The organism is Humibacillus sp. DSM 29435 (genome assembly GCF_001758225.1).
Lineage (GTDB): Bacteria > Actinomycetota > Actinomycetes > Actinomycetales > Dermatophilaceae > DSM-29435.
Map to the genome: position 1 here is coordinate 161,498 of NZ_MAST01000003.1, position 22,996 is coordinate 184,493.

Below are 22,996 nucleotides of genomic sequence, written 5' to 3' on the forward strand. Positions count from 1 at the left end.
GCGGGCCGGGCAGTTTTAGCGGTGTTGGCCGCGCCCGGGAGCAGAGCTCCGTCGTGGCTGCCGTCGGCGGGACCCGGCTCGACGAGACAGAGCGCGTTGGCGGCACCCCGGCCACGACAGCCCGGGTCAGAGCCCGACGGCGTCAGCCGCAGTGTCGGTCGTCTGCCACCGACGCAGCTCAGAACCCGGCGCCCACGTCGAGTGCGTACCGCTGGAGATCCGTTCGGGGAGGCGCAGCTTGCACACCGGCCCGTCGCCGACGCGGGCGGCGTCGAACACCACGGCGTAGGACGCGTCGGCGCCCATGTCGGTGGTGAGGGTGACGAGGTAGCCGTCGTCCTCACCCGTGCTGCCGACGCGTGGAGCCATCGCCGTCTCACTGCCGTAGACGCCGTCACCGAAGGAGTAGCGCTCCTCCGACCCCGTGAGCACGTCGTGCTTGACCAGCCCGTCGAACAGGAACCAGTGCGGCTTGCCGGAGGCCGCGTAGGTGTACCGGTGCTTCGTGCCGGCGTAGGCGCCGTTGATCATCCCGAACTCGGTGATGCTCTCGCTGAGCGGTTCCTCCTTGACCAGGCCCGTGGCGAGGTTGAGACGCCAGCGGTGCAGGCGGGCCTGCATCCGGTCGAGGGCCAGAAAGCGGAAGGCTCGCTGCCACTTGTCGCCCATTCCGTTGTCGGCCGGCTCGGGGTCACCCTGGAAGAAGCCGTCGAGCACGATCTCGTCACCGTCCTCGTAGGCGTTGACGAAGTGCAGCACGAAGGTCGACTCCGCCTCGAACCACCTGATCTCAGAGCTCTGCCCGCGCCGCGGGATGACAGCGAAGCGGGTCGGCAGCTCAGGGTGGAACCGTGCGACGTGAACGCCCTTGGCCAGCAGGTCGGGCTCCCAGAACAGGGGGCAGTCGTTCAGGATCGCAAAGTTCTCGGTGAAGGCCATGTCGTGGGGCAGCCGGGGGCCCGGAAGGGGCACGTCGACGTAGTGCACCAGCTCGTTCCGGGCGTCGACGACGCCGTAGTGCAGGTAGGGCGCCTCCTTGCCATAGTTGAAGAAGAGCATCTCGCCGGTGCGGTCGTCGACCTTGGGGTGGGCCGATACACCCCACTCGAAGGGGAACCGCCCGTTCCAGGTCTCCTTGCCCATCGTCGCTGCTGACATCGGGTCGACCCGGTAGAGGTCACCGCACTGGTAGAAGCTCGTGAGGGCGGTGCCACGGTGCACGGTCACGTCGGTGCTCGACGCGTCTTTCATCCGCCCACGCGCACCCCAACCGTGCTCTCTCAGTGAGAGGGCCGGGGGCTCGGCGAGGCCGGCCCACAGCGCCCGCCCCGCTTCCTGTTCTGCCGCCAGCCCATCAGTGCGGATGAAACGGTTGCGGTAGAAGGCTTTGCCGTCACGGAACCCGACGACGTGGATCATGCCGTCGCCGTCGAAGGGGTGGTAGTTCTTCATCGACGGGTGCACGGGGTTCTCGGTGTTGCGCAGGTAGACGCCGTCGAGGTCGGTCGGGATCTCACCCTCGACGACCGTCAGATCGTCGGCCTTCCACTCGGTCGTCTGCGGGCGCCAGGGACCGGTGCGATAGGGGTGGTCGTCGTCGGCGGGCAGGGTGGAGAGCAGACGGCCGACGACTTCGACATCCATGCGGGCATCCCTGTTCTTCGGTGGGTGATCGGTCGTCTCAGGCGGGGGCGCCGACGACGAGGCTGACGGTGGTGGCGGTACTACCGCCGAAGTTGAGCGTGCCGAAGGTTCGAGCGCCGTCGACCTGGTAGTCGCCTGCGGTGCCGCTCACCTGTCTGACGGCGTCGAGCAGCATCCGCACGCCGCTGGCACCGACGGGGTGGCCCCCGCCGATGAGGCCACCGCTGGGGTTGATCGGCAGGCGACCACCGATCTCGATGTCGCCGTTCTCGATGGCCTTCCACGACTCCCCCGGGCCGGTGAGCCCGATGTGGTCGATGGCGAGGTACTCGCTGGGGGTGAAGCAGTCGTGGGTCTCGAGGCCGTCGAGGTCATCGAGGTCGACCCCCGCCCGGCGCCACGCGTCGGCGACCGCCGCCCGCACGTGCGGCAGCACATAGGGGTCGTCGCGGTCGCGGTCGAGCTTCTGTCGCAGGCCGAGCCCCACGGTGCGGTGTCCCCAACCGGTCACCCGCGCCAACGGCGCCACCGCCGCGCTGGGGTGGTCGCGCCGCCAGGCATCGGAGACCAGCACCACTCCGGCTCCGCCGTCGGTGACCTGACTGCAGTCGAAGCGCCGCAGCCGGCCCTCGACGACCGGGTTCGTGGCGTCGTCGGCGTCGGCGAGGTCAGGAACGGTCCAGCCGCGGGTCTGCGCGTTGGGGTTGCGCCGCGCGTTGGCGAGGTTGAGCGTGGCGATGGCACGCAGATGGGCGTCGTCGAGGCCGTACCGACGGTCGTACTCGTCGGCGATGTCGCTGAAGAGGTGCGGCCACACGAAAGTGGCGCCCTCGCCCTCTCGCCCGACCCAGGCCGCGGCGGCGAGGTAGCCGGCTGCCGCCTCGCTCGCGACGGTCTTCTCGACCTCCACCCCGAGCACGAGCGCGCTGTCGTAGTTGCCCGCCCGCAGGTCGGCCATGGCCGCAAGGATGGCGATACTGCCACTCGCACAGGCGGCCTCGTGCCGCGACGCCGGTACGCCCCAGAGGTCGGGGCGCACCGTGGCCGGCATGGCACCGAGCTGACCCTGACCCGTGAAGAGCTGACCGAAGGCGTTGCCGACGTGAACCACGTCGATCTGCGAGCCGTCGAGCCCGGCGGAGCCCAGAGTGCCGTCGACCACCTCGCGCGTCAGGTCGGAGACGTCACGGCCCTCTCGGGCCAGGTTGCGCGCGAAGTCGCTCTGGTAGCCGCCGAGCACCCAGACACCGGTGTCGCTCGCCATGCGCGACCTCCTTGCGTCTACGGTCTCGCGGGATGCCGTAGGGCTGATGAGGCCCCGACCCACGTGCTCCAACTGGCAGAGTAACCCCCGCGTCGGAGCGAACACCATCAACGATGTGCTCGCGCTTGCCGCGCGCAACCGCATCCAGCCCCGTTCGGTCGACGGACGGTGTCGCGGCCGTCAGCGGTCCGGCATCCGGTAGGGGGCCTCTGGTCTGAGGCCCGCCGCCTCGGTCAGGGCCGCAGCACAGCGGTGACGCCCGTGCCGGCGGCCTCGATGGTGGCCAGCACCTCTGGAGCCGTGGTGTTCTCGGCAAGGCGGTTCTGCTTGCCCACCCCGTGGTAGTCGCTGGAGCCGGTGAGCACCAGACCGAGCCGGTCAGCGAGCCATCGGCAGCGAGCGATCTCGTCGGGCCCGTGGTCGCGGTGGAAGGCCTCGAGCCCCACGAGTCCGGCGGCCGTCATCTGCTCCACGAGCGCGTCGGTGACGGTGTCGACGCGCGTACGCGTGAACGGGTGCGCGATCACCGGCACTCCCCCAGCGGCCCGGATCAGCTCGACCGCTCGCACGGGGTCGGGCGAGTAGTGCGTGACGTAGTAGGGCGACTCGTCGGTCAGCCAGTCCTCGAAGGCCTCGTCTCGGTGCTCGATGACGCCGTTCGCGATGAGGGCGTCGGCGATGTGTGGCCGACCCGGGGTCGCCCCGTCGGCCACCTGGGCGAGCACGTCGTCGTGTGAGATGGGGATGCCGTCGTCGGCCATCCGCTCGACCATGCGCAGCAGGCGGGTGGCCCGAGACGCCCGCGCCCGGGCCAGCTCAGCCATCAGATCGGGGTCGTGCTGGTCGGTGAGGTAGCCGAGCAGGTGCACGCCGGCCTCCCCGAAGGTGCACGAGATCTCGATGCCGCGCACCAGCGCGATGCCCAGCCGTTCGGCGGCCGTGGCGGCCTCGTCCCAGCCGCCGACCGTGTCGTGGTCGGTGATCCCGAGCACGTCCACGCCCGCAGCCGCGGCCGCTTCGACGAGCTCGGTGGGCGTCTCGGTGCCGTCGCTCACGGTCGAGTGCGTGTGCAGGTCGATCACCGGTGAGCTCACGCCTGACACTCTAGGGCTGCCGCTTCTGCCCCCACCTACCCCACAACACACCGAGTAGTCCTCAACTCACCGAGTAGCTACCCGGTGAGTTGAGGATTACTCGGTGTGTTGCGTAGAAGGTCGCACTTCGTGGCAACCTTTCAGCGACGTGCTCCGTAGACAGGGTATGAACGCATCCGACAGGGGACCACGGTGAGCGGCGGCACGAAGGCACGTGATGCCGAGTTCGCCGCCTTCATGAGCCAGGCCGGGCCGGCCCTGCTGCGCACGGCGTGGCTGCTGACCGGTGACCATCACCGGGCCCAGGAGCTGACCCAGGCGGCTCTCGTCAAGACCTACGTCGCATGGCCCCGGGTTCGCCCCGGCGAGGCCCTGGCCTACACCCGGAGGGTGCTGGTCAACCAGCGCACCGACACCTGGCGCTCGACCCGCAAGGAGGTCACGACGGATGCCGTTCCCGAAGTCGCGCCGGCGCTGACCCGCGACGAAACGGCTACCGCCGACAACCGCGACCTCGTGGTTCGTCTGCTGAAGCGCCTACCCGAGCAGCAACGCAAGGTCGTCGTGCTGCGCTACTACACCGACCTGTCGGAACAGGCCACCGCCGACGCGCTCGGCATCTCGGTCGGCGCCGTCAAGAGCGCAGCGTCGAGGGGACTGGCGGCCTTACGCCGGGGGCTGCCCACACCGCCGGATGGTGACGACCCCGACCTCGACCTGGCCACCGGGTCAGGCGCCGATCAGACGTGCGAACCACGCGAAGGGAGCAACCGATGACCAACACGCCCGAGACCGACGTTCGCACGGCGCTGAACGAGGCGGCGACCGTCACCGGACTGGGCTTCGACGAGGCTGCCGTGCTCTCTCGAGGACATCGCGTGGTGCGCCGCCGCCGCATCGCTACCGCCGGAGCCGGGATCGCCGCAGTTGCCCTCGGCACCGTCGTGGCCCTGCAGGTCAGTGGCAACGGCTTCAACCGTGCCCTGCCCCCGGCCACCAGCCCGACCTCGACCGTGGTCGCCGTGGCCGGCACGGTCGACGAGGCCGGCGAGGTGGTGCCAGGGACCGACGAAGCGGGCGCGTCTCAGGGCTACGGCGCCCGCCTGTCGGTCAAGGGCGGGACGGGCGGCAGGGTAGTCGAGACGTGGACTGTGACGGAATCGGGCACGACGGTCAAAAGCCTCACCCGGGAGGCCGGCCTGCTTGCAGTCGGCCAGGCGAGCCTGCTGCTACCGGCCGAGAGCGGCCTACCCGGTCTCGTGCTCGGCTACGTCAACACCGGCAGCGATCGCAGCGTCTCGGTCGGCATCAACACCGCTCCTGAGCAACTGATAGGAGGCGGCGGCAGTGCCACGCACCTTGCGGCGGTCGGCGGCGCAGCCCGACGACACGACCACCTCTTCGTCCAGAAATACGACGCCTTCGACCCGTCGAAGATCGTCGGTCTTTCGTGGGCCGAGGCGAACGATCCCGACCCCACCAAGCTGCAGAAGCGGTCGATCCTGCTCAACACCGACCGCCGCGACCTCGACGCCGTCGTATTGAGCCAACCCGACGGCAACCAGTGGATCAGCTGGGCGAGCGACACTGAGATCGGCGTCGCGAGCTCGAACGGGAACAGTCGACCGGAGGCGGTCACCGGAGCGCTGCGGCTGCTGGCGCTACCCGCGGTGGACAACCCGGCAGTTGGGGAGCCCGACAAAATTTTCGGTTGGGTGACAGGAAACGAGAGCACCACCGTGACAGTGAGAACGACAGCCTCCGACAGCGTGGTCACCTCTTACGGGCCGGTCCGCTCCGGGCGGCGCCCGTTCCTGATCACCTCGAAGCAAGGCCTCCTGAGGAGCCCAGTCACCGTGACGGGCGCCGGCATCACCCAGACCATCGACCTGGAAACACTCCGCAACATCCCCCAGTAGCCCCACCCCTCTCCCCCGCAACACACCGGGTAGTCGCCAACACACCGAGTAGCTTCCCGGTGGGTTGAGGACTACTCGGTGTGTTGCAGGGCCGGGCGGCGGGCGGCGCGGATGCGGGCGCCGATGAGGCCCGGCCGGTCGAGTTCTGGCCAGATCACGCGCTCGACAGCGTGGCCCTGACGCCGGATGACATCCTCTCGCTGCTTCTCGCGCCAGACGACCTCAGCCGCATCGGCCCCGTCGACGTCCCCATCACGTTGGTACTTGATCCGCCCGTCGAACTCGAGCACCACTCCCTCGACGAGGAAGTCGACCCGAGCGAGAAACCGACCGTGGTCGTCACACAGCACCTTCTGGCTCTCGTACCTCATGCCCAGGTTCTGCAGCACCATGCGGGTTCGCGACTCGCCCACCGACTCGGCAGCGGGATCCATACGATCGACAGCCGCTTGGGCGCGCTTCCTGCCCTGGTGTGGCGAGACGCGCGCGACCTCCGTCCGCAGCTCTTCTTCGGTGACGAGCCTGGCATGCAACGCCGCGTCCCCGGCCACGACCGCGCACTCGAAGCCCATGGTCACGGCCGTTCGCACCACCGCCTCGGCCACGGGTACGACGAGCAGTCCGTCGACGAGGAAGGTGCGGCGTCCGCCGGGATGCAGGTGGAGTCCGCCTCGCACCACCCCTTGGGCCACGTTGGCGACCAGGTCGATGCGTCTGGGGTCGTACGACCACAGCGGGAGGCCGTGCAGGCTCAGGGCCGCGTGGTGACTGAGGGCATCGCCCCGGCGGGTGCGCGCGACAGCGAGACACTCGAGCCGAAAGCGCCCGGCGAGATCGGCGGCATCCCACTGGCGCCTGTGGACGTACGCACCCCGCCGCACCCGTACCAGCTCACCCGTCGCCACGGCCCGGGGTAGCTCGGCCTCGGGCACTCCCCGCGCGACGGCCTCGGCTGCGGAGAACGCGCCGCCCTGCCGTCCGGCCAGGGCCGCGAGTCGAGAGTCCATGTCGAGCAGGCTGCCCGCTCCGTGGCGAGGGCGCGCGGAGACCGGCTCGCCGCTGTGGACAACCCGGCGACCGTCCGGGACCTGTGGATCCCGACAACACACCGAGTAGTCCTCAACTCACCGGGAAGTTTCCCGGTGAGTTGAGGACTACTCGGTGTGTTGTCGGGATCGGGGGCAGGCACGGCGCAGCGGTCAGGGGGTGGGCCCGGGCCAGTTGCGGTCGGGCACCGGCACGGGGCGGGCGGGCTGGGCGCCACCGCGCGCCTCGAGGTAGCTGCGCTTGGGCACCATCACCGAGCGGCGGAAGATGCACACCACCGTGCCGTGCTGGTTGTAGCCGATCGTCTCGACCTGCACGACGCCACGGTCGTGCTTCGAGGTCGACTCGCGCTTGCCGAGCACCCGCGACTCGCCGTAGAGGGTGTCACCGTGAAAGGTCGGCGCCACATGACGCAGCGATTCGACCTCGAGGTTGGCGATCGCCTGACCCGACACGTCGGCCACCGACATCCCGAGAAGCAGCGAGTAGACGTAGTTGCCGACCACGACGTTCTGGCCGAACCCGGTCGCCTCACCCGCGTAGTGCGCGTCGAGGTGCAGCGGGTGGTGGTTCATCGTCAGGAGGCAGAACAGGTGGTCGTCGTACTCGGTGACCGTCTTGCCGGGCCAGTGCCGGTAGACGGCCCCGACCTCGAACTCCTCGTAGCTGCGACCGAACGCCATGACCACTCCTTCTCGACCTCGACGCGACCCTGCGTCGTCGGTCTCAGCCTGCCGGAGTGGGCGCTGACAACCCATGGTCGGATGCCGTGTGCTTGCTCACGATCTCGACCCCCCGGTGGCATGGGTGTCGGGGGTGTCACGGGGCCCGCTCGGGCGTTGCCCGACCACAGGCAGCTCTCCGGAGTCGGAGAGGATGGCCGAGGTGCTGTTGCGGTCTCGGGGTTGCTCCCGCCGGGTGGCCGCCGCTGGTGGACGAAGAGCCACCCCCCGCCGGCTGGCCACGAGCAGACCGGCGAAGTAGGTGCCCATCGCCACCCCGGCCGCGAGCGCGAGGCCCGTGCCGAACGCCTGGGCCAGTGTCGACAGGCCCGAGCTGACCCCGGTCTCGTCGGGGCGGGTGACGATCTTCGAGATGCCCTGGTAGGCGAGGCGACCGGGCAACAGGGGCACGATGGCCGCCGTGGTCACCGACAGCGCGGAGACCCCGACCCGTCGGGCGAGCAGTCGAGAGGCGAACCCGACGACGGCCGCGGCGAGCCCGGCCGAGGTGATTGCCCCGAACTCCAGACGTTCACCGAGAGCGACGATCGACCAGCCCATGACCCCCGCGACGGCGGCCGCCACCACGACGCGACCCCGGCAGTACGACCCCACGGCGAAGGCGACGGCGATGGCGGCCGCACAGACCAGCTGCACCACGATGTCGTCGGTGAGGCGGGTGCGAGAGGTGATCGCGATCGGCAGGCCGAACCGTTGCCCGAACGAGAGCACCAGCGAGATGCCGACGGCGATGCCGACCGACAGCACGACGACCTCGAAGGCGCGGGCGGCGGCCGTCACGTAGTAGCCCTCGATGGCGTCCTCGGCGGTGCCGACGACTGACATCCCCGACAGGAGCAGCACGATGCCGGCGGCCACGATGAGAGACGGTGACACGTCGCCGAAGAACCTGAGGCCTTTCGACTGGGCGAAGACCACCAGGGTGGCGACCACGGTGGGGATGGCGGCACCGATGGTCTGGGAGAAGAACGAGGTGATACCGGCGTTCGAGAGCCAGTTCTGAACTCGTCTGACGAGCAGCGCCGTGAAGAAGCTGAGGATGACGATGAAGGGACCGGCGCCGAGGAGGCCGGCCGCGCCGGCGGCCAGCACGCCCCCAGCGGTCGTGACGACCCACCGACGGTAGGGATGCGGTGAGCTGACGACGCTCTCGAACTCGACGCGTGCCTCCTCGACCGGCCTCGGGTCGTTCGCGAGCGAGATGATGAGGTCGCGCAACCGTTCGAGCCGGGTGAAGTCCTGGGTGCGGAACTTCAGCACCCGCATGGCGGTCATCGGGTCGGCGTGCGGACCGCGGTGGTACGACACGGTGACGGAGGTGTAGCTGACGTCGACGTGCACCGCGTCGAGCCCGTAGGCCCGCGTCAGCAACAGCACGGTGGCGGTCACGTCGGCCGCGGCAGCGCCGGTCGACAGCATCGCTACGCCCGCCCGCATGGCGAGGTCGATGACGGCCTGGGCGGTCTCGCGGTCAACCCCGTCGGGGCCCGTCCAGGTCGGGATCTCGTCGGTCGGGGGGCCTTCGGCACGCACGGCCCTGCGCGTGCCGGCGCGCAGTGACGGCCGCGACGGTCGCGCGGACGTCGGCCGGGTCTTTCGGTCGATGCGCGCCACCCCCGCACCATATGCCGCCGGGGCGTGCCCACTGAAACGGCCGGTGTTTGGCTGGTCATGGCACCATGAGCGAGTGATGAGCGAAGCGCAGAAGAAGTCACCCAGCCGGGCCCGCCCGACCACCGACGAGTTCCGGGCCTTCGTGGCGAGCGGCTGGTCGTCTCGACCGACCGGCACCACGCCGCGAGCCGACGTTGCCGACCACGCGGCGAAGCGGCGCGAGGCCGTGAGCGCAGCCTTCGCCGGCGAGCGGCTCGTCATCCCGGCGGGTGGCCTGAAGGTGCGCAGCAACGACTGCGACTACGTGTTCCGCCCACACTCCGCCTTCGCCCACCTGACCGGGCTCGGGAGCGACCGTGAACCGGATGCCGTGCTCGTGCTCGAGCCCACCGGGGCCAGCGGCCACGAGGCGATCCTCTACTTCCGTCCGCTCGCCGGCCGCGACACCGATGAGTTCTTCGGCGACTCCCGCTACGGCGAGTTCTGGGTCGGCGCCCGCCCCACCCTGGTCGACATCGAGAGCGAGCTGGGAGTCACCGCCCGGCACATCGACGAGTTCGCCGACGCCGTCGCGAAGGATGCCGGAACCGTGACGGTTCGCGTCGTTCGTGACGCCGACCCTGAGGTCGCTGCCGTCGTCGACGCGGCCCGCACCGCGACATCCGGGCAGGAGGGCGCCCAGAGCGAGGCCGCCGCCGAGACCCAGCAGACCGCCGACGACGAGCTCTCGGCCTTCCTGTCGGTGCTGCGCTTCGTCAAGGACGACTGGGAGGTCGAGCAGATGCGCGCGGCGGTCGAGGGCACGCATCTCGGCTTCGACGCCGTGATCGCCGACCTGCCCGAAGCGGTGCGTCGCGGTCGCGGTGAACGCTGGGTCGAAGGAGTCTTCGGGCTGCACGCCCGCCACCACGGCAACGGCGTCGGCTACGACTCGATCGCCGCGAGCGGCGACCACGCCAACACCCTGCACTGGATCAAGAACACCGGTGACGTGCAGGAGGGCGACCTGCTGCTGCTCGACGCCGGGGTCGAGGTCGACGCCCTCTACACGGCCGACATCACTCGCACCCTTCCCGTCAGCGGCACCTTCACCGATGCGCAGCGTGAGATCTACGACGCCGTGTTCGCGGCCCAGGAGGCGGGCATCGCCGCCTGCAAACCGGGCAACACGTTCTCTGACGTGCACGCGGCCGCGATCCGGGTGATCGCCGAGCACCTGCACGCGTGGGGCCTGCTGCCCGATGGCGTCGACGTCGAGGCGACGCTCGACGCGGAGCATGGCCAGTACCACCGCCGGTGGATGGTGCACGGCACCAGCCACCACCTCGGCCTCGACGTGCACGACTGCGCACTGGCGACGCGCGAGCAGTACTCCGACGCCGAGCTGCAGCCCGGCATGATCATCACCGTCGAGCCGGGGCTCTACTTCAAGGCCGACGACGAGCTGGTGCCGGCGAAGTTCCGCGGGAACGGGGTGCGCATCGAGGATGACGTGCTGATCACCGACGACGGGCACGAGAACCTCTCGGCGGCGATGCCGCGCACGAGCGCCGACGTCGAACGGTGGATCGCCGACGTCTGGGCCCGCTGACGTTCGCTCGTCAGGATGTCTGGCTGGGAGGCGGCGGTGTCATCGACCGGATGCCGGGAGGCGCTATCGGCGAGCCCATGGCCGGCCCGGCGGGGGGCAAGCCGGTGAACGGAGCCGGCCCCGCCGGCGCGGTACCGGTGGGGGTCTCAGGAGTCCCTGTGGCGGCGCCTTCCCCTGACCCTGTCGATGGCACCGAGCCGTTTGACGACACGGAGCCGTTCGACGACACCGAGCCGTTCGGGTCGAGGTAGGACAGCGGCTTGCTCCACTGGTCGACGAGCTTCACCACACCGGAGGCGTTGTCAGCCTGCAGACCGGAGCCGATCACCTCGGGGCGGCAGCCGGGCGCCACGTCGACCACAGCGGGCGGGCCGCTCGGGTATCGCAGCACGAGACGGAAAGCGCGCTGCCGGCCGTTCTGGGCTCCGTCGGCCGGGGAGCAGACGTGGGTGCTGGGGGCGGTCGACAGCGCGCGCAGGGCCGCCACGACCTGAGCGCTCTGGTCGACGTCGAGTGCCGTCGGGATCTGGCTGTCGCGCCCCGTTCGGCAGACCGTGACCAGGGGTGCGCCCTCGGGGGCCAGCGAGCGGTCGTCGCCGAGACGGCCCAACGAGAAGGCCGAACACGCCGGCCCATCGCTCGGGGGCGGGCCCGAACGAGACCCGACGATCGACTCGATGACGTTGCCTACTCCTTTACCGGCCACGAACGTGCCGTTCGTGGCCGCGGCGCAGGCGTTGGCGTCAGACTTCGCCGCCACCCACGTGACGGCCGTAGGCGGAGGGCCGCCGTACAGCGCGCCGACGAGGTAGACCGACTCGTTCCTGATCATCAACGTGCAGGGCCCGGGAGGGCCGCCGCCCCGCGGGGCCCACGCCAGCAGCTCGGTGATCTGGGCCCGCTGGGTTGTCGTGGCCACGGTGCGACGCGCGATCCGAAAGGGGGGGCCCAGCGGCGGAGGCGAGGTGTCGCCGGTGCCGAGCCTGAGGTCGAGCACGGGGTAGGCGCACACGACCATCGACGTCGGTGGGTGGTCGGGCAGGAGCCGGGCAGCGGCGTCGATGCCGCTGGGAGCCTGCGGCACCGTGAGGCCGGCGGGGTCGGTGATCGTGGCGGGGCAGGCCAGGCCGCCGTCGGGCAAGGTGTGCGCACTGACCACCGAACGAGTCGTCACGGGTGGCGGCTCGGCTTGCGTCGTGTGCACGCCACCGGGTCCGGGCGACGTCTCGGTGCCACAGGACGACAGCGCGAGCGCGCTGATGGCGAGCAGGGTCGTGAGCGTGATGCCGCTTCGCCGGCCAGGGTGCATGACGAGACCTCCGTGTCGATTCCTCACTCTGGAAGACACCCGGGAGCAGAGAATCGTTGCGGTTTCGCGCGGTCAGGCCTGCGGGTCGCCGGGGGGCTGGTTCGGGCCCGAGGTAGACGTGCTCGACGAGGTCGACGAGGTCGACGGCGCTGATGACGTCTCAGAAGCGTGAGAAGCACTCCAGTGCTGGACCGGCGTGGTGACGATGCCGGCCTCGGCCAGGAGCGACCGGCCCTGCTGGGCGAACTTGTGCTCGACGAACACCTCGTACTTGGTCGCCACGACCTGGCTCACCGACGAGAAGTCACGCGCGCCACGGGTGAAGGCATAGCCCACGAGCGACCAGACCAGCCCGAAGGCGAGGCCGTAGAGGCAGGTGTAGATCAGCAACGAGAACGGGTTCGTACCTCCGGCGAAGAGCGAGATGATCAGGCCCACGAAGAGACCGAGCCACAGGCCCGACAGGGCGCCGCCGAGTGCCACCCGGCCCCAGGTCAGGCGGGCCGTGACCCGTTCGAGCTGCTTGAGGTCGGTGCCCACGATGAGGCAGTTCTCGACCGGGAACTGCTGGTCCGAGAGCGTGTCGACGGCCTTCTGGGCATCGAGGTACTTCTCGAACGTGCCCAACGACATGGGGTACTCGAGAGACAGCGTCGGGAAGCCGGGACGGCCAGGACCCTTCGGTTGCAGGCTCATGACCCCATTGTCTCACTGGGCCCGGAGTTCCCCGAACCAGGCGGCGCCCCGTCGGCGCGTCGCGTCATGGCTTGAGGCGGTAGTCCTCGACGAGCCGTCGGCCGATGATCATCCGTTGGATGTCGGCCGTTCCCTCCCCGATGAGCAGCATGGGGGCCTCGCGGTAGAGGCGCTCGATCTCGTACTCCTTGGAGTAGCCGTAGCCACCGTGGATGCGGAAGCTGTCTTCGACCACCTGCGAGCAGTACTCCGACGCCAGGTACTTCGCCATGCCGGCCTCGAGGTCGTTGCGCTCGCCGGAGTCTTTCTTGCGAGCCGCCTTGACCATCAGCTCGTGGCCGGCCTCGACCTTGACGGCCATGTCGGCGAGGCGGAAGAGCACGGCCTGGTGCTCGACGATCTTCTTGCCGAAGGTCTCGCGCTGCTGCGCGTAGGCCATACCGAGCTCGAACGCGCGCAGGGCGACTCCGCAACCCCGGGCCGCGACGTTGACCCGACCCACCTCGACGCCGTCCATCATCTGGTAGAAGCCCTTGCCCGGCTCGCCGCCCAGCAGCTGGGCGGTCGTGGTGAGGTGCGCATCGAGGATGAGCTCGGTCGTGTCGACGCCCTTGTAGCCCATCTTCTCGATCTTGCCGGGCACCGTGACCCCCTGCGCGGTCTCGCCGAACCCGGAGGTCTTGTCGATCAGAAAGGTCGACATGTTGCGGTAGACCGAGTCGGCCCCGGTGTCGGTCTTGACGAGCACCGCGACGAGGTTGGCCGAGCCGCCGTTGGTCAGCCACATCTTCTGGCCGGTGATGCTCCAGTCGTCGCTGTCACCGTCGCGCACGGCCTTGGTCTTGATGGCGCTCACGTCGGAGCCGCAACCGGGCTCGCTCATCGAGAAGGCGCCGCGGATCTCACCGGTCGCCATCTTGGGCAGGTAATGGCGCTTCTGCTCGGCAGTGCCGTGCTGGATGATCAGGTAGGCGACGATGAAGTGGGTGTTGATGATGCCGCTGACGCTCATCCACCCGCGCGCGATCTCCTCGACGCAGAGCGCGTAGGTAAGCAGGGACTCCCCCAGACCGCCGTACTCCTCCGGGATCATCAGGCCGAAGATGCCCATCTGCTTCATCTGGTCGACGATCGCCTGCGGGTACTCGTCGCGGTGCTCGAGCTCGGTCGCCACGGGGATGATCTGTTCGTCGACAAACTCGCGAACCAGCTTGACCAGCTCGGTCTGCTCGTCGGTCAGGCCGTCGGTCTGCTGCAGTCGGGACACGCGTCATCGCCGCCAATGAGTCGAGTGGAGCCGGGTGAGGCTCCGGGGAAATGAATCCAGAAGTCGACTCGAGTATGCCGCCGCCGTGACGCGCAGGTGGCCGAGCCCTCGTGTGAGGGTGGACACCTGTGGCGCTGGTCACCAGAGCTGGCCGAAACCGACCCTCCGGGCGGCCACCGGGCCCTCGAGCGTCGACCGCTGGTCGAAGTCGCCGCTCTTGAGCCGAGCGGTGACCGCAGTGTGCAGCTCGCTTCGGCTGCTGTCGGGCCGTTCGCGCAGGGCGCCGAGGAGGTGGTAGGTGAACGCGCCGTTAGAACGACCGTCGAACGTGGCGTCAGCGGCGGTCTGCGCCGGTCGACAGGCGGCGTACAGCACCGGCTTGCCGGTGGCGCGGCCCCGAGGCTTCGTCAGCTCGACGAGCGCCTTTCGATCGACCGTTCGGGGTGGCGTGCTGGCCCGGATCTCACGCACGCGACCGAGCCCCTTGATGGTCGGGGGCGGTAGGTAGCGAGGGCGCCGACCCAGCAGTGCGGCCTGCATGACGTCGTCGAGGTCCTTCAGGCCCGTGCCGCTGTGACACGTGTCGAGGATCACCTCGAGCAGCACGCCCTTGGGCACGCCCGCGAACAGGTCGTGCAGCTCGTCGTCGACGATGACGGTGTCGCGGCTCCACTGGTCACCCGACCGAGCGATCTCGTGGCAGGCGAACGCCTCGTCCAGGCCGTCGGGCTCGTCGTCACCTCCCGGCTCGTTGGGCACCTGCGTGCCGTGGCTCGAGAAGCTGAACACCAGGTGGTCGCCCGGCTCGGCGGCTTCGACCATCGAGGTCAACGCCTTCATCACCGCCGGCTTGGTCGCGTCGGAGTCGCAAAGCACCGTGGTGGCCGACCCTCTGAACCCATAGGTGCGCAAGGTTGCCGCGATGTCGTGGGCGTCGTTGACGCAGCCACTGAGCCAGCTGCTCATCGGTAGCGTGGCGAACTCGTTAATGCCGACACAGACTGCTCGTCGAGCCATGTCACTTTCCCTTCGTGTCGTGGTCCTTCGGGTGGTGGTCTTTCGGGTGACGGTCTTTCGGGTCTTGGTGCGGATGCCGGTCACGCCCGTTCGAGCACGGCATCCGGCCTCGCGTAGACGACATAGGCCAGCCAGGTGGGGTCGCCCGCATCTCGAGCGGCGCTGCGAGCCGCGATGCTCGCGACCGACATGGGGTCGCCGGCGAGCAGCCGCTCGTAGAGCCTCTCGACGAAGACCCGGGCGGGTTGCTCGTGCACCGACCAGAGGCATGACACGAACGCCGAGGCGCCGGCGTCGAGAAAGGCCTTGGCGAAGCCGCCGACCGTGGTGAACAGCTCACCCGTGCGGCCGGTCTGGCAGGCGTTGAACACCACGAGCGGGCCGGGGCCGACAGCGGGACGGGCGTTCTCACTGACCGTGATGGCCGCGAGATACTGCTGCTCGACGGTGCTGCCGCGGAGGCGGCCCTTGAGCAGCACTCGAGCGTCAGCGATGTCGGTGCTGCTCGCCGCCCCGTGGCCGGTGAAGTGCAACAGGTCGAAGCGACCTCCCCGCAGCAGGTCTCGCACGCCGGCCGGGGTCGCGGTCACCGCCTTGGCCCCGAAGCTTTCCTGCAGGAAGGCCTCCTCCTCCTGACCTTGCTGGTTGCTCAGGCTCGGGTCGGCGTAGACGGGGCAGATCGAGCGGGCTCGGCCTTGCCGAACGCGAATCTGCCGGGGCGGGAAGCTGCCCAGCTGCCAACGCACGAGGCCTCCCTCGGCCAGAAAACGTGGCGCCTTCTGCCGAGGCCCGGTGGGTGGTCGCAGATGCACGAGCTCCCACGGCACGTAGGGCTCGTCTGCGTAGACGATGAGGTCGTCCAGCTCGTCGCGGTGCTCCCAGAGGTAGGACTGCAGGTCACGCTGGAAGAACTGCCGAAAGAGCGTGGCGCCGATGTCCTGAAGGGCGGCCAGCTGCTCGGCAGGGCTGTCGGCCGTGGCGCGCACGGTCGCGTCGACCTGGTCGAGCGCCTTGGCCACCTTGGCGTCACGGTCGGTCATCGGCAGCGACTCGAAGATGCGCGCCGGTTCGCCGCTCACGACGCGAACGGCGTACTGGTAGACGATCTGGCCGCCCGGCATCAGGCGCTCGACGATGTCGATGCACGGCAGCCCCTCGAGCTCGGGCGCGTCGATGCCGGTGTGCACGACGGCCTGGGCCAACGGTGAAACGGCGCCGAAGGCGGTCTTCGAACGCTTCGCCACCGCCTCGGCGTTCAGCCCCATCGTGGCGATCGGCACCCGGCCCTGCCGGACGACCACGGTGATCACGACCGGGCCCGCGGCCAGCGCGGTGCCCACGAACTGGAGCTCGGAGATGCCGCCCCCGGCAGGCAGGGTGAAGACGTCGGGCTCGAGGCTGCTCATCTGCACGTTCGTCTTGCCGATGACCTGCACGGTGAGTGGCCGATCGGCAACCACTACCACGTTCTCGGTGCGGTGACTGGTTCCATCAGAAGCGGCAATCGCCTTGCGTGAGATGCGAACCCGCACTGTGAACGCCACGGCGGGGGCCACGGTGGCCGGCATCTCGGCGGCGAGCTGCGCGGGCGTCGCCGCCTCTGGCTGCCCTTGCTCACCCTGACCGCCGTCGCTCGGCTCGGCCGACTCGCTCGCCGGCGGCACGGCTTGGCTGCCTCCGCGTCCGGGCTGCGGGAGCGAGGGAGGCGATGGGGGCGGCGGCGAAGACGGAGGAGCCACCGGGGGCGGAAGCGAGGGTATCGGGTCGACCATGTCGATACCCCTGTCGTGCTCGTCGTCTCCGACCCAAGCCTCGGCGCCGGCCTCGGCCTCCGCCGTGGCACCGGTCTCGGCCTCGGCGCCGACCTCGGCCTCGGCGCCGGTCTCGGCTTCAGCCTCGGCCTCGAGCTCGACCCCGGGCTCTGCCGCTGCGCCCAGGCCCTGCTGCAACCAGCGGCTGAGGGCGTCGACGAACCGCGGCTGCGAGAAGTAGTTGCCGTGGTAGACCTCGTCGTTCGTGCCGAAGTCGAGGGTGTCGGCGACATAGTGGTCGCCGGGCAGGCCGATGGCGCTCATGGATGCCTTGTCGACGACGAGGTCGTTGTCGCCCTTGAACAGCTGGTCGACGAACCCCTCGGCGAGCTTCACCGCCAGCTCACGAGGGAACTCCGGCGGGCGATGGCTGTCGTCGAGGAGCGTGACGTGGAAGTTCGACGAGACGACGAACCAGTGGGTGCCACTGGTCGGCTGCCCGGGCTGAAGAGCATTGATGGTCTTGACGAACGCGCTCTTCGGCATCATCGCGGACAGGCCCGGCACCTCGTGACCCTGCGCGGCGTACGACACGAGGTACTTCACGAAGGCCGCGATGCCTCTGAGCGCCCCGCCGACCACCGCGACCACGGGCGCCGCGCCGGGAAGCAGGGCCAGCCCTCGTGCCGCCACCGCGCCGAGGTTCGTGTAGAGGTCGACGAGGTCGCCCCACCGCTCGGGGTCGGCCAGATGCGTCCCCCCGTTCGTGGCGGCGACGAACACGATCTTGTCGACGACGGCCGTCCAGCCCGACGGGGGCAGAACCTCCTCGACGAAGGCGCGTGTCGTGAGCCCACCGCGGCTGTGCGTGATGATGTCGATGGTCATCCCGGCCGACGCCGGGTGCTTCGACAGCCGCTCGAGCAGGTCGGTCGCGTTCTGCCGTGGATCGAGGCTCAGGGTCTTGTGGTCGTAGCCGATCACCGCGTCGTAGGAGTGCACGGCGTTGGCGAGAAAGACCTGCCCCGCCACGCCGAGAGCCAGTGCCCCGAAGCCTCCGATGGTCGAGCTGAACGTGCCGTGCACGAAGAGCAGGATGCGGGTCGGGCGGTCGGTCGGCAGGTGCAGCTCGTCCAGCGTCTCGAAGGGCTGCCACTGGCTCAGCTGATCGCCGGTGAGGTGCACCAGACCCGTGCGGACGTTCTGCTCCAGCTTGTCGACCACCTTGTCGAGCACCGCGGGCGCCACGAACCTGAAGACGATGGCCTGCACCGCACCCTGGACGAGGTGGCCGAGCAGCCCCCGGTCCCGACGGCCCGAGACGGCTTGCGCCCCGGGAGACGGCCGGCCCGCTCGCACCGGGCGGGCCGGCTGCACGTCGATCTCGAAGGTTGCGGTGCGCGGCTCCAGGCCACGCGTGCGGCTGCCGCCTACCGGGTTGGTGGGCAGGTGCCACGAGTACACCCCGTCGCGTTCGAGCAGCACGACCGCGTCCTCGCCGGGCTGGACGTCGACCTCGAGCGCGACCCTGCCGCCACGAGTCGCGCCGACTCCAGCATCGACGCCGTCGAGCCCACGCTCGACGCGCGGTGTGAGGTCGACACGGTCGACGACCACGAGGTCGTCGTCGGCCAGCACGGTCAACAACGCGTCCTTGCTGACGGCCGTCTCGTAGCCCGGCTCACCCGGCAGCCCCCGTTCACCGACGCCGGGGGCCTTCGTGGCGTCGTAGGACGCGGGCGTGCGAACGCGGAGGGCCCCACCGGCAAACGACGTGGACGGCATGCGTGACTCCCTCGAACGAACGAGCGCTCCTGTTCAAGGTAGAGGCACGGCGGCGCGGGCTGATACCGAATCGGGAACTTCGTGACCGAAGACCGTTAATCGGTTGCGCGTGTGTGCGGCATGCGACAACCTCGAGGCAGACGCAGCGGCACCCGGCCGCCGCACGACCCAAGGAGGGCGACATGTCCATCACGGTTCGGGCCACCTCGGCCCACATCACCTCTACCTTGGAGTTCTCTTGTCTTCCAATGAACTTGGCAGCTTGGCGGGGCACGAAGCCTCGCTGATCGACCGTGTCGACGGCGGCCCCGTCGCTGAACACCGCCGCTCGCACGACGACTACGCCGTCGACACCGACCCCGACGCCCCACCTGAGGGCGACCGCTGGTCGAGCTGGGACGGCGCCTCGCACGGGCCCCGCCCCCGACCCGACTGGGTCATCACCGACCTCGGCGCCGTCGAGGCCGACCTTGGCGTGCTCAAGACCGGCAAGGAGGCCGACGTCCACCTGGTGCGGCGCTGGCTGCCGGGGTCGCCCGACCGTGACGTGGTCATGGCAGGCAAGCGCTACCGCGCCAGCGAGAACCGGATGTTCCACCGTGACGCCGGCTATCTCGAGGGCCGCCGGGTACGCAAGTCGCGCGAGATGCGCGCCATGCGCACACGAACGACCTACGGCAAGACGCTCATCAGCGGCCAGTGGGCCTTCACCGAGTTCTCGACGCTCGGGGTGCTCTGGCAGAAGGGGCTGCCCGTGCCCTATCCCGTGCAGCTCTCCGACGACGAGATGCTGATGGAGTTCATCGGCGACGCCGACGGCAGGGCCGCACCGCGCCTCGTGCAGACCCGCCCCGACCGCGCGCTGCTGCCCGAGCTGTTCGAGCAGCTGCGCACGACGATGATGACGCTGGCCGAGCTCGGCTGGGCGCACGGCGACCTCTCGCCCTACAACGTGCTGCTGGCCGGCGAGGGCGACAGCTCTCACCTCGTCATCATCGACTGGCCGCAGATCGTCGACGTCATCGGCAACCCGCACGGGCCGGAGTTTCTCGAGCGGGACGCCCGCAACATGGGCGACTGGTTCACCCGGCGCGGGTTCGAGGTCGACACCGGTCTGCTCTTCGGTGACCTGATGGCGGCGGCCACCTCGCGCTGGTGAGCCGGTCGCCCAGAGTCAGCCGAGAAAGTCGGCCGGGTGCCCGAACTCGCCGGAGTGGACGAAACGTTCGAGCGGCAGGCGCGAGCGCGGCATCCGTGACCGGGCCTGAACCCAGCCGGGGAGGTTCCACTCCTCGCCGCGGGTACCGGGCAGCCCCAGGGCGATTCCCGTCGTCACGGCCCAGTGGGCGGGCACCGCGAACCGGGCCGCCGCGCCCGCGTGGTCGAACCCGCCGAACTGGCGGACCTGCAGGCCCATGGAGCGCGCCTGGACGGTCAGGTGGGCAACCGCCTGACCGAGGTCGAACATGGCGTAGTCGCTGTAGGACACCTCGTGGTCCTCGTCGGTCGCGGCCTGGTGGAGGGTCAGCAGGATGGCGGAGGCGGCCGGGGCCCACGCCTGGTTGGCCGTGGAGAGCAGATCGACGATGGCCGCATGGGTGGCGTCACCGCGCAGCCCCACGATGAAGGACCACGGCTGGGAGTTGCCCGCCGACGGCGCCCACCTCGCCGCCTCGAGGATCGCTCTGAGCGCGCCGGGAGCGAGCACGTGGGTGGGGTCGTACACCATCGTGCTCTCGCGCTGGCGCAGCAGCGGGGTGAGCACGTCGGGCTGGGTCTGGCCCGTCGAGCGGCGCGCGGACGACTCGGTCACGTCAGTAGGCCCTGCCCACCACAGCCATCACACCGGGGTCGTCGTCGGAATCCGGCACCGAACCGTCGGGCATCGTCAGGCAGCGCACCGTGATCGCCGACTCGGCCAGCTGCGCCTCTCCCTCAGGCCCGAGGGTGGCCCACGGGATGACCGCCCAGCCCGAACCGGCGGCCTCCGTCGCTTCGGCGATGGTGCCCACTGCCACGGTGTGCGCTTCCCGGTGGGCCAACGCGGCGGAGTAGAGGGCCAGCTGGTCGTGGTCGAGGGCCGCCATCGCGTAGTCGACGATCCCGCCGACTGCGACGGGGGCCTTGTCGCCACCGATGCGCCGGGCCACCGTCACCGAACCCTGCTCCAGGTCGCGCGGCCCGATCTCAACGCGGAGCGGGATTCCCTTCAGCTCGGCGTCGACGGCGCGCCGCCCGAACGGGGTCTCCACCCGCGCGTCGAGCTCGGCCCGGATGCCGGCCGCCAACAGGTCGTCGACGACCTGTCGAGCGGCCGGCCGCACCCCCTCGCCGTCCTTGACCACCATGACGAGCACCTGCACCGGAGCCAGCCGTGGCGGCACCCGAAGCCCGTGGTCGTCGCCGTGAGCCATGATCAGCCCGCCCATCATCCGGGTCGACGCGCCCCACGAGGTGGTCCAGGCCAGCTCCTGCTGCCCAGCCTCCGAGAGGTAGCTGATGTTGAAGGCCTTCGAGAAGTTCTGGCCGAGGTCGTGGCTGGTGCCCATCTGCAGCGCCTTGCCGTCGCGCATCATCGCTTCCAGGGTCAGGGTGTTGGTGGCGCCCGCGAACCGTTCTCGAGGCGTCTTTCGCCCCAGCACCACCGGGAGGGCGAGCACATCGCGCATGAACGCGGCGTAGACCTGCTCGTGGATCAGGCCGGCGTACCGGCGGGCGTCCTCGGCGGTCGCGTGCGCCGTGTGACCCTCCTGCCAGAGGAACTCGGTGGTACGCAGGAAGATCCGCGGCCGCAGCTCCCACCGCACGACGTTGGCCCACTGGTTGAGCAGCAGCGGCAGGTCGCGGTAGCTCTGCGTCCACTTGGCCATGTACTCGCCTATGACGGTCTCTGACGTCGGCCGCACCACGAGCGGCTCCTCGAGCTGCCGTCCTCCGGCGTGGGTCACCACCGCGAGCTCGGGGCTGAACCCTTCGACGTGGTCGGCCTCGCGGCTCAGGTAGCTCTGGGGGATGAAGAGGGGGAAGTAGGCGTTCTTGGCCCCGGTCGCCTTGATGCGCCGGTCGAGGTCGGCCTGCATCCGTTCCCAGATCGAGTAGCCGTAGGGGCGGATGACCATGGTTCCGCGTGCCGGGCCGTTGTCAGCGAGCTCGGCCTTGGCGACCACCTCCTGGTACCACCGGGGGAAGTCGTCCGACTGCGGGGTGAGCACGAGCCTGGCCATGGTGGCGATCCTACGGCCGGACGCCGCTACTGCCCTCAGGCGTCGCGGGCCTCGCGCATCGTGGCGACGAGAAAGGCCTGCCACGCCTCGACGCCGTCGGTGATCTCGCCCCGGCCGCCGTGGTCGCGCAAGATGGCCGTCGTCGCGTCGCGGGTCGGGCTGTCGAGCTCTCCGGTGACCTGCACGTCGCGCCGGCCCCACACGTGCACGCACATGGCCTGCAGCGCCTGCGTCTGCACGCGTGATCGCTCGATCAACCGCGGCGCGCCCGTTGGGCCGAACCGACCGGTGTCGACGTGGATGTGGTTCGTGTGACGGTCGTCGTAGAGGTAGGTCAGCACGTCGGCGAACTGCAGGTGCAGCCCCGCGGCCAGCTGCCAGTAGGTGCGCAACCGACCCCGCACCTCGGCTGCGGTGTCGTCGCGCCAACGGTCGTAGCGGGCCGATGCAAGGTCTTGGCCGCCGCGGCGCAGGGCAGCGATGTCGATCGCCTCACCGGAGTGGTGCCATGACGTCCCGTCGCCGCGGGTCCAGGCACCGTAGGTGGAGACCCGGTCGGGAGCCTGCCCGGTGTGCTGTCGGTGCAGCGTCAGCCAGGTCTCGAGGCGCTTGGCCATCTCGCCGGTGGCGTAGTAGGGGGTGGCCAGACCGTTCACCTCGTAGCGGTGCCGGGCCGGCCCGATGGCCGCGCGAGCGGTGAGCTCGTCACGCCCGGTCACCTCGGGTCGAGACCGGGTCTCGCGGGTCATGGTCACGGGGTGGTCGGGACGGCCGGCCGCCGTGAGCGCGTAGCCCCCACCCACCATTCCGAGGGCTCCCAGGGCGCCGAGCGACAGCACCCCGCGGCGCCCGAGACGCGCGGGCGCCGCTCCCGTCGAGGCCTCGTGGTCACGAGACGGTGGCACTCCCATGCCCGCTCAACGACGCAACGTCGGTCGTTGTTTCCGCCCCCGCCCCACCTCCCCAGTCGAGTGGCCACTTTCGTACAGTCGAGTGGCCACTTTCGTACAGTCGAGTGGCCACTTTCGTAC

The 22,996-nt window shown here is 69.9% G+C and carries 18 protein-coding genes; 4 read left to right on the plus strand and 14 right to left on the minus strand.

The genetic code is table 11. The features are described 5' to 3' along the window. Window positions 1–126: 126 nt before the first annotated feature. The 3 genes from BA895_RS03715 to BA895_RS03725 form a co-directional block, all read right to left on the minus strand. Window positions 127–1,644 (minus strand): carotenoid oxygenase family protein, encoded by a 1,518-nt coding sequence (locus BA895_RS03715; protein WP_070190536.1) that lies wholly within the window; start codon window positions 1,642–1,644, stop codon window positions 127–129. Between the two features lie 37 nt (window positions 1,645–1,681). After that, window positions 1,682–2,908, minus strand: coding sequence for an acetyl-CoA acetyltransferase (locus BA895_RS03720; RefSeq protein ID WP_070190537.1), 1,227 nt, complete (start codon window positions 2,906–2,908; stop codon window positions 1,682–1,684). A gap of 233 nt (window positions 2,909–3,141) precedes the next feature. Next, window positions 3,142–4,002 carry a PHP domain-containing protein gene (locus BA895_RS03725; RefSeq protein WP_254666305.1) on the minus strand — a complete coding sequence of 287 codons (861 nt, stop codon included), beginning with the start codon at window positions 4,000–4,002 and terminating at the stop codon, window positions 3,142–3,144. Between the two features lie 192 nt (window positions 4,003–4,194). Here BA895_RS03725 and BA895_RS03730 point away from each other — a divergent pair, with 192 nt between their 5' ends. Further along, window positions 4,195–4,779, plus strand: coding sequence for a SigE family RNA polymerase sigma factor (locus tag BA895_RS03730; RefSeq protein ID WP_083282932.1), 585 nt, complete (start codon window positions 4,195–4,197; stop codon window positions 4,777–4,779). Beyond that, entirely contained in the window at window positions 4,776–5,921 is a 1,146-nt protein-coding gene (locus tag BA895_RS03735; RefSeq protein ID WP_070190538.1) for a hypothetical protein, read from the plus strand. Before BA895_RS03730 ends, BA895_RS03735 begins: the two co-directional genes overlap by 4 nt. Before the next feature lie 71 nt (window positions 5,922–5,992). Here BA895_RS03735 and BA895_RS03740 read toward each other — a convergent pair whose 3' ends face one another. The 3 genes from BA895_RS03740 to BA895_RS03750 all read right to left on the minus strand — a co-directional run bounded on the left by BA895_RS03740 (window position 5,993) and on the right by BA895_RS03750 (window position 9,325). Continuing rightward, the gene (locus BA895_RS03740) at window positions 5,993–6,928 is read right to left on the minus strand and encodes a type IV toxin-antitoxin system AbiEi family antitoxin domain-containing protein (protein WP_070190539.1); all 936 of its coding nucleotides are present in this window, start codon (window positions 6,926–6,928) and stop codon (window positions 5,993–5,995) included. Window positions 6,929–7,120: 192 nt separating this feature from the next. After that, window positions 7,121–7,651 (minus strand): MaoC family dehydratase, encoded by a 531-nt coding sequence (locus tag BA895_RS03745; RefSeq protein ID WP_070190575.1) that lies wholly within the window; start codon window positions 7,649–7,651, stop codon window positions 7,121–7,123. 96 nt (window positions 7,652–7,747) lie between these two features. Then, complete coding sequence (locus BA895_RS03750) at window positions 7,748–9,325, minus strand: threonine/serine exporter ThrE family protein (protein WP_070190540.1); 1,578 nt, start codon at window positions 9,323–9,325, stop codon at window positions 7,748–7,750. Window positions 9,326–9,401: 76 nt separating this feature from the next. Between BA895_RS03750 and BA895_RS03755 the strand changes: the two genes are divergently transcribed. Next, window positions 9,402–10,916, plus strand: a complete 1,515-nt coding sequence (locus BA895_RS03755; RefSeq protein WP_070190541.1) for an aminopeptidase P family protein — start codon at window positions 9,402–9,404, stop codon at window positions 10,914–10,916. A 10-nt stretch (window positions 10,917–10,926) separates the two neighbouring features. On the opposite strand, the gene BA895_RS03760 is transcribed toward BA895_RS03755, so the two are convergent. The 5 genes from BA895_RS03760 to BA895_RS03780 all read right to left on the minus strand — a co-directional run bounded on the left by BA895_RS03760 (window position 10,927) and on the right by BA895_RS03780 (window position 18,741). After that, the gene (locus tag BA895_RS03760) at window positions 10,927–12,225 is read right to left on the minus strand and encodes a hypothetical protein (protein WP_070190542.1); all 1,299 of its coding nucleotides are present in this window, start codon (window positions 12,223–12,225) and stop codon (window positions 10,927–10,929) included. A 72-nt stretch (window positions 12,226–12,297) separates the two neighbouring features. Continuing rightward, window positions 12,298–12,921, minus strand: coding sequence for a general stress protein (locus tag BA895_RS03765; RefSeq protein ID WP_083282933.1), 624 nt, complete (start codon window positions 12,919–12,921; stop codon window positions 12,298–12,300). Window positions 12,922–12,985: 64 nt separating this feature from the next. Further along, complete coding sequence (locus BA895_RS03770) at window positions 12,986–14,188, minus strand: acyl-CoA dehydrogenase family protein (RefSeq protein WP_070190543.1); 1,203 nt, start codon at window positions 14,186–14,188, stop codon at window positions 12,986–12,988. 138 nt (window positions 14,189–14,326) lie between these two features. After that, window positions 14,327–15,205, minus strand: coding sequence for a caspase family protein (locus BA895_RS03775; protein ID WP_070190576.1), 879 nt, complete (start codon window positions 15,203–15,205; stop codon window positions 14,327–14,329). An 80-nt stretch (window positions 15,206–15,285) separates the two neighbouring features. After that, window positions 15,286–18,741 carry a triacylglycerol lipase gene (locus tag BA895_RS03780; RefSeq protein ID WP_070190544.1) on the minus strand — a complete coding sequence of 1,152 codons (3,456 nt, stop codon included), beginning with the start codon at window positions 18,739–18,741 and terminating at the stop codon, window positions 15,286–15,288. A gap of 262 nt (window positions 18,742–19,003) precedes the next feature. Between BA895_RS03780 and BA895_RS03785 the strand changes: the two genes are divergently transcribed. Further along, on the plus strand, window positions 19,004–19,900 hold the full coding sequence (locus tag BA895_RS03785) for a serine protein kinase RIO (protein ID WP_083282934.1): 897 nt from the start codon (window positions 19,004–19,006) through the stop codon (window positions 19,898–19,900). 15 nt (window positions 19,901–19,915) lie between these two features. Here BA895_RS03785 and BA895_RS03790 read toward each other — a convergent pair whose 3' ends face one another. From BA895_RS03790 to BA895_RS03800, 3 genes are read right to left on the minus strand one after another with little or no spacing between them, the layout of a single operon-like run. Beyond that, window positions 19,916–20,554: a nitroreductase family protein gene (locus BA895_RS03790; protein ID WP_083282935.1), complete on the minus strand. Its 639-nt coding sequence runs from the start codon at window positions 20,552–20,554 to the stop codon at window positions 19,916–19,918. Window position 20,555: 1 nt separating this feature from the next. Next, a complete protein-coding gene (gene proS / locus BA895_RS03795; RefSeq protein WP_070190545.1) occupies window positions 20,556–21,965 on the minus strand; it encodes a proline--tRNA ligase in 1,410 nt (469 codons plus the stop codon). Between the two features lie 35 nt (window positions 21,966–22,000). After that, a complete protein-coding gene (locus BA895_RS03800) occupies window positions 22,001–22,876 on the minus strand; it encodes a hypothetical protein (RefSeq protein WP_070190546.1) in 876 nt (291 codons plus the stop codon). Window positions 22,877–22,996 lie beyond the last annotated feature (120 nt).

Bases quoted from the DNA above. Each gene is read 5' to 3' on its own strand.
- BA895_RS03715 (WP_070190536.1), bottom strand. From the start codon at position 1,644: ATGGATGTCGAAGTCGTCGGCCGTCTGCTCTCCACCCTGCCCGCCGAC.
- BA895_RS03720 (WP_070190537.1), bottom strand. From the start codon at position 2,908: ATGGCGAGCGACACCGGTGTCTGGGTGCTCGGCGGCTACCAGAGCGAC.
- BA895_RS03735 (WP_070190538.1), top strand. From the start codon at position 4,776: ATGACCAACACGCCCGAGACCGACGTTCGCACGGCGCTGAACGAGGCG.
- BA895_RS03740 (WP_070190539.1), bottom strand. From the start codon at position 6,928: ATGGACTCTCGACTCGCGGCCCTGGCCGGACGGCAGGGCGGCGCGTTC.
- BA895_RS03745 (WP_070190575.1), bottom strand. From the start codon at position 7,651: ATGGCGTTCGGTCGCAGCTACGAGGAGTTCGAGGTCGGGGCCGTCTAC.
- BA895_RS03755 (WP_070190541.1), top strand. From the start codon at position 9,402: ATGAGCGAAGCGCAGAAGAAGTCACCCAGCCGGGCCCGCCCGACCACC.
- BA895_RS03760 (WP_070190542.1), bottom strand. From the start codon at position 12,225: ATGCACCCTGGCCGGCGAAGCGGCATCACGCTCACGACCCTGCTCGCC.
- BA895_RS03765 (WP_083282933.1), bottom strand. From the start codon at position 12,921: ATGAGCCTGCAACCGAAGGGTCCTGGCCGTCCCGGCTTCCCGACGCTG.
- BA895_RS03775 (WP_070190576.1), bottom strand. From the start codon at position 15,205: ATGGCTCGACGAGCAGTCTGTGTCGGCATTAACGAGTTCGCCACGCTA.
- BA895_RS03780 (WP_070190544.1), bottom strand. From the start codon at position 18,741: ATGCCGTCCACGTCGTTTGCCGGTGGGGCCCTCCGCGTTCGCACGCCC.
- proS (WP_070190545.1), bottom strand. From the start codon at position 21,965: ATGGCCAGGCTCGTGCTCACCCCGCAGTCGGACGACTTCCCCCGGTGG.
- BA895_RS03800 (WP_070190546.1), bottom strand. From the start codon at position 22,876: ATGGGAGTGCCACCGTCTCGTGACCACGAGGCCTCGACGGGAGCGGCG.